At 40.4% G+C, this 12,798-nt stretch carries 10 protein-coding genes and 1 pseudogene; 4 read left to right on the plus strand and 7 right to left on the minus strand.

The genetic code is table 11. From position 1 onward, the window contains the following. Positions 1-44 precede the first annotated feature (44 nt). Entirely contained in the window at positions 45-1,226 is a 1,182-nt protein-coding gene (locus tag V7L20_RS09600) for an extracellular solute-binding protein (RefSeq protein WP_334743854.1), read from the minus strand. Positions 1,227-1,583: 357 nt separating this feature from the next. Between V7L20_RS09600 and V7L20_RS09605 the strand changes: the two genes are divergently transcribed. After that, positions 1,584-1,955, plus strand: coding sequence for a hypothetical protein (locus V7L20_RS09605; protein ID WP_334743855.1), 372 nt, complete (start codon positions 1,584-1,586; stop codon positions 1,953-1,955). Positions 1,956-2,521: 566 nt separating this feature from the next. Further along, positions 2,522-4,615 carry a di-heme oxidoredictase family protein gene (locus V7L20_RS09610; RefSeq protein ID WP_334743856.1) on the plus strand — a complete coding sequence of 698 codons (2,094 nt, stop codon included), beginning with the start codon at positions 2,522-2,524 and terminating at the stop codon, positions 4,613-4,615. Positions 4,616-4,750: 135 nt separating this feature from the next. Here V7L20_RS09610 and V7L20_RS09615 read toward each other — a convergent pair whose 3' ends face one another. The 5 genes from V7L20_RS09615 to V7L20_RS09635 form a co-directional block, all read right to left on the minus strand. Beyond that, positions 4,751-5,338, minus strand: coding sequence for a PEP-CTERM sorting domain-containing protein (locus tag V7L20_RS09615; RefSeq protein WP_334743857.1), 588 nt, complete (start codon positions 5,336-5,338; stop codon positions 4,751-4,753). Positions 5,339-5,638: 300 nt separating this feature from the next. Then, positions 5,639-5,785 carry a hypothetical protein gene (locus tag V7L20_RS09620; protein ID WP_334743858.1) on the minus strand — a complete coding sequence of 49 codons (147 nt, stop codon included), beginning with the start codon at positions 5,783-5,785 and terminating at the stop codon, positions 5,639-5,641. 44 nt (positions 5,786-5,829) lie between these two features. After that, positions 5,830-7,131, minus strand: coding sequence for a nicotinate-nucleotide--dimethylbenzimidazole phosphoribosyltransferase (locus tag V7L20_RS09625; protein WP_334743859.1), 1,302 nt, complete (start codon positions 7,129-7,131; stop codon positions 5,830-5,832). A 195-nt stretch (positions 7,132-7,326) separates the two neighbouring features. Then, entirely contained in the window at positions 7,327-7,893 is a 567-nt protein-coding gene (locus V7L20_RS09630; protein ID WP_334743860.1) for a DUF2808 domain-containing protein, read from the minus strand. Positions 7,894-7,918: 25 nt separating this feature from the next. Continuing rightward, entirely contained in the window at positions 7,919-8,356 is a 438-nt protein-coding gene (locus tag V7L20_RS09635) for a DoxX family protein (protein WP_334743861.1), read from the minus strand. A gap of 190 nt (positions 8,357-8,546) precedes the next feature. Between V7L20_RS09635 and V7L20_RS09640 the strand changes: the two genes are divergently transcribed. Continuing rightward, entirely contained in the window at positions 8,547-10,733 is a 2,187-nt protein-coding gene (locus V7L20_RS09640) for a DEAD/DEAH box helicase (protein WP_334743905.1), read from the plus strand. A 22-nt stretch (positions 10,734-10,755) separates the two neighbouring features. Here the strand turns inward: V7L20_RS09640 and V7L20_RS09645 are convergent, their stop codons facing one another. Beyond that, positions 10,756-11,634 (minus strand): SMP-30/gluconolactonase/LRE family protein, encoded by an 879-nt coding sequence (locus V7L20_RS09645; protein WP_334743862.1) that lies wholly within the window; start codon positions 11,632-11,634, stop codon positions 10,756-10,758. Between the two features lie 270 nt (positions 11,635-11,904). Here V7L20_RS09645 and V7L20_RS09650 point away from each other — a divergent pair. Continuing rightward, a pseudogene (locus V7L20_RS09650) lies at positions 11,905-12,631 on the plus strand (Uma2 family endonuclease). The last annotated feature ends 167 nt before the right edge of the window (positions 12,632-12,798 follow it).

Raw genomic sequence — 12,798 nt, forward strand, 5'->3', positions numbered from 1 at the left:
AAATTGTGAATCCAAAATCTAAAATTGAATTGCCCAATTCCCAATTAAACCTTAATTTTGGCGAATAAAGACTCGTATTGTTTTATTGTTGATGGGGGTAAGGGAAGCAAAAATTCGCTTTTCTCAAAAACTTGGCGTAGGCGTAGCCCGTCGTAGACATCGCTCTCTAACAAACTCCATAATGGTTCTTGGATATCAGAAGCGGCAATATTTGTAGAAATTGGCGAATTACTTTTGGTCAGCACCGAAATTTGTTTAGCTGTGCTTGGTTGCCAACAAAAGTCAATCCATTGATCTGATAAAGTACTCTTAGTAGTAATACCTGCGGGACGTACCCACAAGTCTGCCCAGATTGCTGTTCCTGACTGGGGGATAACTGCGCCAAGTTGCGGATAACGTCCCAGAACTGGCAATACATCGCTTGACCAACCAACCGCTAGCCAAGTGTCTCCTATAATTAGAGGTTCTAAGTAGTTATTGGAACTGTAGAACTTTACCTGTTGGTTTAATGTCTGTAATTCCTTTTCCAAGTCTGGTACTTGGTCAAGATTCTCTATATTATAAGATTTTCCTAGCTTCTTTAAAACCAAACCAATAACTTCTCGTGGTTGATTAAGTAGGGAAATCTGCTGCCGCACTCCATCTCGCCATAAATCACTCCAATCTTTGGGCGTCCATCCTAATTTTCGCAACTTGTCACGGTTGTAAACAATCACTGTGCTACCCCACCGATAAGGCGCACCCCATACCTTCCCTTGAGTATCCAAATTACCTTGGTCGTTGCGCGTTACCAGTTGTTTCCACCTTTCATCTAAAGCAGACCACTGTTTTAATTGGTTTCCCTGTACCTCTTGGAGTGGTTGAATCAGTTTTTGCTCAATAGCTGCTTTTAACCAATAATCTCCTAACGTCACTAGGTCTGCATCAGCTATTTTTTGACCTTGCATAAAGGGTATAAAGCGTTTCCATCCCTGCTCATCAGTGGCTTTGGGTTTCTGCTGCCAATTTTGTAATTGCTGAAATAAACCTTGTATCTGCTCGACTGGAGCAAACTTTAACTGTACCTGTTGTTGCAAACCTTTGTGGAACTGATTAACTACCTGACCAGGTATAGAACCTTTTAATAACTGTACTTTTAGTTGCGTCTGCTTGTTTCCACCACAGCCAAAAAGCAGTTGTGAAAGTGCCAATGTGCTTGTACCTAGCAAAAACGACCGTCGATCCATTGATTTTGGATTTGAAATTTTTGATTATACCTAATATTAAGCAGAGATTCACCAGAGGCTGATTAGCAGAAAAAGTGTAGTTAGAAAATTACCGGTATTTTTTGTTGGTAATAGCGATAATTTGGACTATTTGATTCAAAATAAGGATTTTTTAAGCAAATATCCACCAAAATATTAATTTTTCTCCAAAAATTTCCTCATTAGTACTTATAGTAAAAATTTACTTAATATTTAGAATTAATGATTTAAATGTCACATTTGCACCAAAAATTATCAATACTTAAATAATCCATAAGTATAGTTAAGGTTGAGAGTAAATTGAATAACATATAGAAAATGTACGGATGAGGGTATTAAATGGAGCCATTACAGAAGCAAATCCTGACTTTAAGCGAAAAACTGGATGCGCTCTACCAAGTGATTGAGGAGCTTGACGTTAAAGTAGCTCAAGCTTTCTCAGAGTGTTCTTTAGCGAATACACAGGCAAAGGATAATGAGCAGGAAAATGGCGCAACTGGTGGCTACCAGTTCAAAGGACGTAACAATTTAAATTCAGAAATGGAACACAAGGATGTATTGACAGATGGCATTTATCTAGACATGCATCGTCAAGGCGGAGATAACATAACACCAGAAATTCAAATACAACGACTAACAGCGCAATTAACAGCAGCGTACAATCGCATTGCTGCCTTAGAAGAACAATTACTTAGAGAGAGAATTCATTAAATTTAATCTGACTTCAACGAATTAAAAAATAGCTGGAGAGAAGGAAATAAAGCCTTTAAGTTTAACTAATTCTAGAGTTTAAGTTGCTATGCAACTAACAAGCAAAAAGGTTTGTGGCTCTTTCTCTCTTAGCTCGACTTTATCTAAAATTAAAAACTCGGTTTTCTTTATCCAGCAAAAACCCTGGTTTTTTGGCAAATACTTTTCCACATTAGAGATTATCGGTAAAATCTAAAAAATAAAGCTACCATTCTAGAAAGGTTTCAGGGTCAGTTTGAGCATCGTTAAAGCTGCCCTAGCAAAGCGCTATTTTATAGCGCTTTAAACCTTACGCCAAATCCTCTTACAAAACTTAATTAAGAATTACAAATTACGTTAGCATTGCGGGGCGTAGCCCATTACGAATTGCGAATTATTTTAATGTTGAGCGATGGCTTTGTAAGTATATATTAAGTATCAGAAACTAATCCAGCAATTAAATTGATAAAAAACTTAAACACACTCTTGCATATATATGCGTAATAGTGTGATATATCTACCTATACTATTTTAGTGAGTACCTCACTATGAAACCAAAAAAAAATAACCCTAAGACTGGTGTAGTTAGGGTGTTGTATGGTTCAAAAACCAAAATTTTCTTACTCATCTGCGTTTTTATCATTAGTGTTTTTGGCATTTTGTTATCAAATTGGTTGATGACAAGCCAGACAGCCTTCGCGAAAATTGACCTTTTACAACCTGCTCCTACTCAACCGTTAGGCTATTACGACTATTTCGGCAAACTGCTGAGTCCTCAAGAAGCATCACAACTAGTTGCAAATAAAGGACTCAATCCTAATAACCCCATTTCTTATCAACGGGTGGGGGCAGTTAAAATTACTAAAGAATTAATCGCCCAAGGTGAAGATATATTCTTCAATCGTAAAATTGGCGACACATTTGGTCTGCAAGGGGTATTTGGTTTTGGACTTGGCATTGCTACACTTTTGCCAGAATTCCAGACAGCATTAGTTAAATTGCAAGGTAGGTCTACAACAAACTTACAAATTACTCTTCAGAAGGATATAACATTAGGTAGTCGAACTTTTCCCAAAGGAACTGTTGTCAATACAGGCTTAAAAATAGAAAAGGGAGCGATTTTTCCTATTGGACTAGGAATCACATCCAACATTGATATTAGCTGTGCTCTGTGCCATGTATCTCTTTCAAATAAGGGTGAACGTCTTTTAGGAGTACCTAATGGTGAAATTGCCACACCACTGCTGATTGCTTTATCACCAAATACAGCCGCAGGGTTTGCACGGTTAAACTTTAACCCTCTAGACCCACAATACAAAGGCAATGGCAAGACGATTATTGATAGTAAAGGTAATAAGGTAGAACTACCTGATCCTGAAAAGTTTGAAAAAGCTTTCGATGATGCTGTGCTAGATGTACCTTTCAGTCATTTCGAGAGTTCACCGGATGGTATTAGAGACACTACTCAAATCCCCAGTCTTTTCACCTTTAAAAATCATCCTTATACAGCATCAGGAGAAGGAGCCGCTGGTCCATTTGCTGGACTGAGCGCTGTTAATAATGGTGTTCACTCTTCGGAAATCAATCTGTTGGCAGCTGCTCAAATCAGTGCAGAAACTCTTGGTATTGATCCAGAAGTTTATATTGGTACATTACTGCAAAACGCTGCCACTCCCAGCCTACGTTTACCGGAAGGAGTGATAGTAAAACCCTCAGAATGGCTGCGGAAAATCGTACCAAATCCTACACAAGCCCAATTAGAAGACCAAATTCCTGCCCCTGGCACAGGAACTTACCCAAACCTACGTCCCAGTTTGTTTACTTTAAACGGTTTGGTTTTTAACCCAAATACTGGAAAGTCTGATGATATTGCTAGCGGCACTTTCTTATTTGCTGAAAACGCTATGTCTGCTTTTCAAAATAGTTTAGTACCACCTGCCAACCAGACTTCGGAAAATTGGCAAGCCTTGAATAGCAATTCTGTTAAGCGTGGGGCAAAAATATTTGAGAAAGCTAATTGTGCAACTTGCCATATTCCACCTTTCTTCACCGACAACAAAATTCATCCACTTGATGAAATTCGTACTAACCCCGCTCGTGCCCAATCTCGCTTGGGGCTGAATAAATTGTTAGTACCACCCAAGCTATACACTTTTAACACTCCTGTTCCCATACCTGCTAAAGCTGAAGTGCTGGATGTACCAACACAAGGTATCTCTGATACTCCCACAACTCTACCCAAAGGTATATTGCCAAAAGGTGGTTATAAAACTACTGGCTTGCGTGGTCTTTATTTAAGCGCACCGTATTTACATGATGGTGGTGCAGCAGTACGAACAGGAAGCCTGAAAGTTGACTCAAATGCGATCGCGGTTGTTGACAAGACTGGCTTAGGGCTTTCTGGCACTTTAAGCCAAGGTATACCTGCCGATCCAGCTAGCAGCTTGCGTGCCTTGGTTGATCGCGATCTTCGTGCTTTAGTTGTGAAAGCTAACAAAGCTAACCCTAGTTTAGTGCGTAGTAACCTTGATGGCACAGGTCATGACTTCTACGTAGATAGACAGGCTGGGTTTAATTCCAACCAACAAACAGACCTGATTAATTTCTTGCTTGCACTTGATGACAATCCTGGAAGCTTTTAATTTTAGTTACAGCTGATATTCTGTGTTAATACCAAGTCGTCTAGTGATATATCATGAACACGACTTGGTATTACTGTAAAAGTAGGATAGCAAGCACATTTTAATGCAATCTAGATCGCAGATGCACTATGAACTTTACAGATAGATATTTTTATAGGGCTTCTTCTGATAAGCTACTGCTTGCTTTCGCTTCATCCACCAGCCAAAACCAAGGGCAACCAATGAACCACCTAATGTATAGGGTTCGGGAACAGGACGTGGTATGACACTAAAGCTACCATAATCTACATTGCTTGAAAGCTCTGAATAACCTTCATTGAAACTACTATAGAATACGTTAACGTTCCCATTCCCGTCTTCTCCGCTTCCAGAAACTAGGTAAGAAAAACCGTTCTGGGTCAACAGGGGCGTACTCGCATTTAAGAGATTATCATTGATTCCGTATGTAGCTGGTGAGAGCAAACCGACAATTGTCTCAGTAATTCCTTGGGCTTTCCTTGTGCCACTGATTCCTGTGATTGTGTAATTGTTTTTTATAGGATCTAAATCAGTAGTGGTAAGAGTGCCACTAGCGGAAATCCCTGTACCATTTGCTTCATAACTGGGAAAAGAGTATTGAAAATCAAATAGCTGTACAGCTTGTGCCGCAGAAGATGCACCGACACCAGTAATACCGATAACAGCACTAGCAGTAACAATACCAAGCTTTTTTACTAATTTCATCAGATAATTCTCCTGAAAAATAAGAAGGTAAACAGGCGTTGCATAGTTCAAATTGCTAGTAAGACACTCTTACGTACAGAGACACAAGAGTTGTCAGGAGGTTCTGGCTTCCTGAGATCAAAAGTTCGGGAAACACGCAGATGCAATTTGAATGACGATTAGATTATTAACTGTTGATTTGGCTAAGTAAAGCTTTGCGTAAAATTGTAACGTTGTTTAGACGTAGAGAGAAAAGTATGAGCAAAGGAAACCTCCGCCTATAACTTTGGTGGGGCGCAGAGTCTTGCTGAATTTAATTCGCTACGCTTTTATGCAGGAGAAGGCATTAGCATTGTAAGCTGATGCATTGGCATTGTAAGCTGATGCATTAGCATTGTAAGCAGATGCATTGCCATTGTAAGCTGATGTGTTGCCATTGTAAGCTGATGTGTTGCCATTGTAAGTCAACGCATTGGCATTGTAGGGTATTGCCGAATTTAATTCGCTACGAATTAATGAAATGCTGTACCAAGCCGTTCAAGTTGAACTTCAATGGCTGCCAAAAGCTGGTGTTGCTGCCAATTTTGATTAAGATGGGCGGCTATGCAAGCTGCTCCAGCACCCATACCTTCTTTCACAAACCCCTGCTCATAAGCTCTAAGTTGGGGATAACGAGAATCAGCAAAGCTTAGATGAGTTGCTAATAGGGGAGGGGTTTCTCCACTCTGAGTTAAGCTGGCTTTTTCTAAGCTGAGAGCTAAGTCAACTGTAGCGCCAGTAGGATCTTCTGCTACCCAGCGAGTTGTGCCTACAACTATTTCTTCTGGTTGCCATGATAAGGCGTAAGTTTGAGCGATCGCACCAATCAGCGCATAAACTGCCAGCATTTGCGTCCCACCAGCAAGCATTACACCACAACTACGACTAGCAGCGATCGCCATTCCAGCTACCACTACTTGCATCGGATCGCCCACGGCGGCGACGAGTTGCAGAGGATCGACAGAATTTTGGATTTTAGATTTTGGACTTCGGCTACGCTCAGTCCTTCCCTGCGGGACGCTACGCGAACGACTTCGCTCAGGAGCCATCGAACGATTTTGGATTTGAGATTGGAAGTTTATCTCCCCCTGCTCCCTGCCCCCCTTGTACTGAGCGCAGTCGAAGTATGCTCCCTGCCTCCCCTTCCCCCTCATCTTCTCCAGCCCAGCTTGTACTAGTGCCCACTTTTGCGCGTGGTTACAAATAGGATGGCTACTGTTAACTTTTCCGGCAGCATCTATACCCAAACCAGTTAAGATCGCCAGGGCAGTTGTAGTGCCTCCAACAACGCACTCACCGAGAATCACATACTTGTATTGGTTATTGGCAGCAAGGCGTTCTCCCCAAAGTAGCCCTTGTTTAAACAAGTGGTGTACCGTTGTAATTTCCATAGCAGCACCACTACTTAAACACTGAGCGGGAGAGCCGTCTAAATCAATTACTGGCACAGCAGGAGGCTGGGGTAGACCTGCATTAAACAAATGAACTGGTATTTTTAGTGACTCAAATACAGCGCGAGAAATTAGTACAGGTGAAGCCCCAGCCGCTAATGGTGGTAAGGGATATTGGGCTTTATGTTCTGGCCCGTAATATAAAAACTCAGCATCGGCACAAGCAGTATATTTCCGATCCTCTGGAGTGCGACCGGCTGCTGAAATCCCTGAAATTAAACCAGTTTCAGTAAATCCTAAAACACAGGCAAATACAGGTAGACAGCCACAATACCGTAGCAGCCATTTTTCACCCTGTTCTTTTTGCGTATAAATACTAATCATTTGGAAATTTAAAAGTTAGGAGTTATCAGTTATTAGTTATCAGTTATCAGTTAAAAAATCCAACTCAACTGGGAGCTTGAGAACTGATAACTGTTAACTGTTCACTGATTTAAATCCCCAAGAGAGTTACCGTGATAACTGATAACTGTTGACTGTTCACTGATTTAAGGGCTTAATTTTTTGTATTTTTTAGGTTTATGGAAACCACCAGCTATTTCTATTGCTGTAAAACTGAAACCGTCCAAAGCCAAGAAATTGTCCGTGGGATTTTTCCCCTACCGGAAATGCTGTCACACCAAGTAAGTAGACACCAGAAAAGCTAGGATTCTTTACAGGACGGAGGGCGATTGTAACTGTCTGTCCCGGAGTGACAGGTGGCTCGAAATTCACAGTAACTGTTCGTGTCCCACGTTCTGCTGTGACTGGGCCTAGTGTTAGCCGAGATTCTTTGCGATCGCGAGTCCCGACAAATGCACGGGTATGATTAAGATTGTAGTCGATGTTTTCTGCTCCCTCCTTCTGTGCGATCGTTACTTTCTGGAGGGATTCTCCAGCATTTTCCGGCACGTTAATAGTAAAATAATAAGTCCCACCCCAAACATTCACTTCTTTGTAAATAGTTGTCGCTTTAACAAGTTTCGGCGGTTCGACAAAATAGACAGTGCCATCTCCAAGCTGCACTGCTTGAGTCACCGGAACTGCAACTCCTCCCATGCTTATTGCTAACGAGAGTGTTATGCCAAACAAAGTTGCAACACGCATAATAATTCAGATATAAAAAACGCATTCATTTCAATTCTAATTCTTTGGGAATGAGTGATTTGGGGATAATAGAAGCTTGTTTTTCCCAATCAGAAGATTTCGTATACCACCAAGCCCAAGCAATTAAAACTGCTTGAAGCGGAAGCCTGACTACGTGTACCCAAGGTGAATTGGGTATATGTTCAATCTTAATGAGATTAACCGCCATATTAATATTGGCAGGGTAAACAGCAATAAAAAGAGCAAGAAGTCCCCAAGCAGCAGCTTGACTTACAGGCGGGACTAATAAGCCGATACCACCTAAAATTTCATAAAAGCCACTGAGATAAACTAATCCTAAAGGATAGGGCAGTTGCGGCGGCACAATTTTGACATATTCTTTTGGAACAACAAAGTGTGTCACTCCAACCACAATGATAGATATAGCAAGGATGACACGTAATATTTCCTTATACTTATTCATAGTTTTTGCCTGATTATATACTTGTCCCTATTACTTCAGTTTGATTTATGAATGTTAATCTGTCTTGAGTCAACAGGAGGAAAATCGGCAAAATTTTTCAAAATACCATTTAATTAAGAGATTTATCTAATTGCCGATTACATCTTACGGGTATGTTACCGATTCTTTAATTCAATTATTCATAAAAAATATGAGCGATGCCTTTAACCGACTTGCACCCTTCATTCAAGAATATATTTATCATCACCAGTGGACTGAATTACGACCAGTTCAAATTGCCGCTTGTCAAGTTATATTTGACACTGCTGCTCACTTGCTAGTTACTGCTGCAACTGCTGCGGGTAAAACAGAAGCAGCCTTTCTACCAGTTTTGACTCTATTAAATACTAACCCTGCTGCAACTATAGGGGTATTATATATTAGTCCAATCAAAGCTTTAATTAACGATCAATTTGAGCGTCTCAACGACTTACTCAAAGAAGCAGATATTCCAGTTTGGCACTGGCACGGTGATGTTTCTCAAAGTCGAAAAAACAAACTTTTAAAAAACCCTCAAGGCATTCTCCAAATTACACCAGAATCTCTAGAAAGTTTGTTAATCAACAAAAATAACGACCTCCTTAGCTTATTTGGTGATTTAAGATTTGTCATTATCGATGAGATTCACGCCTTTATGGGTTCCGAACGCGGTTGTCAAATTATTTGCCAATTACAACGTTTAGCAAAGTTAACACAAAAGCAACCGCGCCGTATTGGTTTATCGGCAACTCTTGGTGATTACTCAATAGCTGAAGAGTGGTTGCGTTCAGGAACAGATAAACCAGTGATTACACCGCAAACTGACGGCATAAAACGCCAAATTAAACTGGCTGTAGAACATTTTTATATTACTGATGAAGTAGATGAATCAGAGACGACAGCTTATGAACAATATATTTTCAACCTCAGCAAATCTCGCAAATGTCTAATATTTGCTAATAATCGCACGCAAACTGAATCTGTAATAGCATCTTTGCGACAAATTGCCACAAAACAAAGGTTACCAGATATATATCATGTGCATCATGGGAGTATATCTGCTACCTTGCGGCAAGCAGCTGAAAATGCGATGCGTGAACCTAACAATCCAGCAGTTATCGCCGCCACTTTGACTTTAGAATTAGGCATAGATATCGGTCATTTAGAGCGAGTTATTCAGTTAGAATCGCCCTTGTCTGTATCTAGCTTTTTACAGCGCTTAGGACGTAGTGGCAGAAGAGGTGAAGCTGCCGATATGCGCTTTATCTGCGCTGAAGAGAAACCATTACTAGAAGCTTCTCTACCAGAGCAAATACCCTGGCAACTTTTGCAGTCTATTGCTATCATTCAACTTTATTTAGAGGAACAATGGATTGAACCAATTAGACCGATTAAATATCCTTTGAGTTTGCTTTATCACCAAACCATGAGTATTTTAACAGCAGTAGGAGAAATTTCACCTAATGCCTTAGTTAAACAAATTTTTAGTTTGCCGCCCTTTGCTGCTATTTTAAAAGAAGATTTTCAACTATTGCTGCGCTATTTAATTGATATTGGTCATATTCAGCATACTGAGCAAGGTAAATTAATCTTGGGTTTGGCTGGAGAAAAGATTGTGAGAAAATTCCAGTTCTACGCAGTTTTTGCTGAACAGCAAGAATATATTGTTAAGCAAGGTGCAACACAAATTGGTAGTATCCTCACACCGCCTGCTGTTGGAAATCAATTTGCTTTAGCTGGGAGAACTTGGGAAGTCGTAGAAGTTGACTTTAAAAAGAAAGCTATTTTTGTTAAACAAGCCGAGGGTAAAGCTAGTATTTATTGGCGTGGTAGTAGTGGCAATATTCATACCAAAGTTTTACAACGAATGCAACAGGTTCTATTTGAAAATTTCGAGTATAGCTACTTGCAAAAAAATGCTTTGCAACGTTTAAGTGAAGTTCGCCAATTGGTGCAGCAAGTTGGATTAGATAAACAAAATATCTTGCAATTAGAAAAAGGTAAATGCTGCATTTTTCCCTGGATGGGTACGGTTGCTTATCGTACCTTAGAAAGATTACTTAACTCCTACTGTCGAGAATCATTGGAAATTACAAGTATTAGTGGAGTAAATCCTTATTATTTAACACTTAAATTAGGTAAGGATAAATTTAAATATCTTTATCATGAAATTGTTTCATCGTGTGAGCAAAGAATTACCTCACAAGATTTACTCACTACTTCAGAAGCACCGGAAATTCAAAAGTATGATCAATTTGTTCCTCATTCACTTTTGCGAAAAGCTTTTGCTAGCGATTCTTTAGATATGAGAGAACTCAAACAGCAAGTGGCACTTTGGAGAGAATCAAACATAGTATAATAATTTAATTAACTGAAAAGTTCTATAATTTCAAAAAATCATAATTAGGTAATCCAGTAACATCAGTTTGGAGAGCAAACAAATCACCAGAGTAGAAACTCTTTTCAATCTCCGCTTGGCTGAGTCCAACTGAAGCAGTGGTAATATAAAGTGTTTGCAAATCTTCGCCTCCAAAAGTACAGCTAGTTGGCAATTGCACAGGTAGCTTTATCCGCAATATCTCTTCACCCTTGGGGTTGAAGCGAATTACACACCATCCATCCCACATAACTGACCATACATATCCTTCACTGTCTATTGTCAACCCATCTGGGTGGAAGGATTCATGAGTTAAATCAACAAAAACACAGCGATTACTAATATTTCCTGTTACTGAGTTAAAGTCATAAGAATATATCTTTTGCTGCGGAGAATCCGCTAGGTAAAATGTCTTTTGATTGGGACTCCAGCCCAGACCATTAGAAATAGTCAATCCTGTTTCCATTACATGCAATGAACCGTCTTGATCGTAACGATAGAGGCTAGCATGGGGTTTTTCTGAAGAACACATTGAGCCAAACCAAAAACGTCCTTGAGGGTCACATTTACCATCATTGAGACGGTTATCTGTTAGATTTCCTTCAATTTCTAAAATGGGGGTAACTGCACCTGTCTGGGTGTTGAGGAATGCCAGGTGATGACACAGTGCCATAATTAATCTATCTGCACCTGCTGTTGCGATCGCACCAACGACATCTCCCACATCAAAAAAGCAGTTTTCCCCCGTAGCAGGATTGAACTGATGCACCCGATGGTTATAAATATCAACCCAGTACAGTAGTCTTTTGGTAGAGTCCCAGATAGGGCTTTCACCTAAGCGGGCCCTAGCCCCTAGAACATTGTGGAGTGGATATTGTTCCATAAGCAGTTAATTTAAATATTAAATTTTCAAAAGTATATACCTAAATGGTGGCTTTGATTAAGTAAAACATTTGCCACACATTTACACCACTTCTTCCTTTTTATTTCAGTTCAGGGTTTGTATACCATTTCCGAACTCCTGTTCCAGTAAACATTAAAGACGTGATAAATTGCATCTTTCCCAGGTAGAAGAAAAAATATTTTGTTTTGACTTTGGTCAAATCTTTATCGCGATCCGTTAACTTAAAATTAGTCGGTCAGGATTCCCCTTATGTACCAAACAGACCCGCCGCGCCCTCCAAAAGAAACCCTACCCACCATGTACGATCTTCCCAGTGAATACCCGGAGGACTCTGGTTTGCCTGACGAATTTCACCTTTTTCAACCCCAACTTCTGCACGAAACCTTCTGTCCACCTAACTATCCAGCAGAGGAGGTATTTGTTGCCACTGACTTAAACCTTTACTATGACCTCCGACATACACTGTGGTGCAAACGCCCAGACTGGTTTGCTGCTGTGGGAGTTTCGCGTCTCTACGAACAGCAAAACTTACGTCTGAGTTATGTCATCTGGCAAGAAGGGGTTCCTCCTTTTATAGTGGTAGAATTGCTTTCTCCTGGCACTGAAAAAGAAGATTTAGGACAAACTCTGCAGGAGATTAACCAACTGCCGACTAAATGGGAAGTTTATGAGCGGATTTTGCGAGTTCCTTACTACATTGTCTTTGACCGCTACACTGACAAACTTCAAGCATTCCAATTAGTTGCAGATAGTTACAGCGAATTGGACTTGAGTACCCCACGGGTGTGGATGCCGGGTTTGGAACTCGGCTTAGGACTTTGGCAAGGTTCTTACCAAGGAATTGAGCGATTGTGGCTACGTTGGTATGATGCATCTGGGAATTGGCTTCCCACGCCGCTAGAACGAGAAAGTCAACGTAGCTAATAGATTAGCAGCACAACTGCGAGAGTTAGGTATTAACCCTGATGAGTTATGAAGGTGCGAAAAGCATCAGTAGGGGCACACAGCAATCATTGGTGTCAACTTAACGTATAAGGTAGATTTGGCTAACTTTCCAGGTTTGACCCTTACCCGCAACCCTGAAGGCAAAATTGCTATCGATTACCCGGATCTTTCTCAACATTTGCCAGAGTATTGACTCAC

This window comes from Nostoc sp., assembly GCF_036916735.1.
In the GTDB taxonomy this organism is placed as follows: domain Bacteria; phylum Cyanobacteriota; class Cyanobacteriia; order Cyanobacteriales; family Nostocaceae; genus Nostoc.

Excerpts from the sequence above, each read along its gene's own strand:
- V7L20_RS09630 (WP_334743860.1), bottom strand. The coding sequence starts at position 7,893 with ATGCGTGTTGCAACTTTGTTTGGCATAACACTCTCGTTAGCAATAAGC.
- V7L20_RS09645 (WP_334743862.1), bottom strand. The coding sequence starts at position 11,634 with ATGGAACAATATCCACTCCACAATGTTCTAGGGGCTAGGGCCCGCTTA.
- V7L20_RS09635 (WP_334743861.1), bottom strand. The coding sequence starts at position 8,356 with ATGAATAAGTATAAGGAAATATTACGTGTCATCCTTGCTATATCTATC.
- V7L20_RS09615 (WP_334743857.1), bottom strand. The coding sequence starts at position 5,338 with ATGAAATTAGTAAAAAAGCTTGGTATTGTTACTGCTAGTGCTGTTATC.
- V7L20_RS09625 (WP_334743859.1), bottom strand. The coding sequence starts at position 7,131 with ATGATTAGTATTTATACGCAAAAAGAACAGGGTGAAAAATGGCTGCTA.
- V7L20_RS09605 (WP_334743855.1), top strand. The coding sequence starts at position 1,584 with ATGGAGCCATTACAGAAGCAAATCCTGACTTTAAGCGAAAAACTGGAT.
- V7L20_RS09600 (WP_334743854.1), bottom strand. The coding sequence starts at position 1,226 with ATGGATCGACGGTCGTTTTTGCTAGGTACAAGCACATTGGCACTTTCA.
- V7L20_RS09610 (WP_334743856.1), top strand. The coding sequence starts at position 2,522 with ATGAAACCAAAAAAAAATAACCCTAAGACTGGTGTAGTTAGGGTGTTG.
- V7L20_RS09640 (WP_334743905.1), top strand. The coding sequence starts at position 8,547 with ATGAGCGATGCCTTTAACCGACTTGCACCCTTCATTCAAGAATATATT.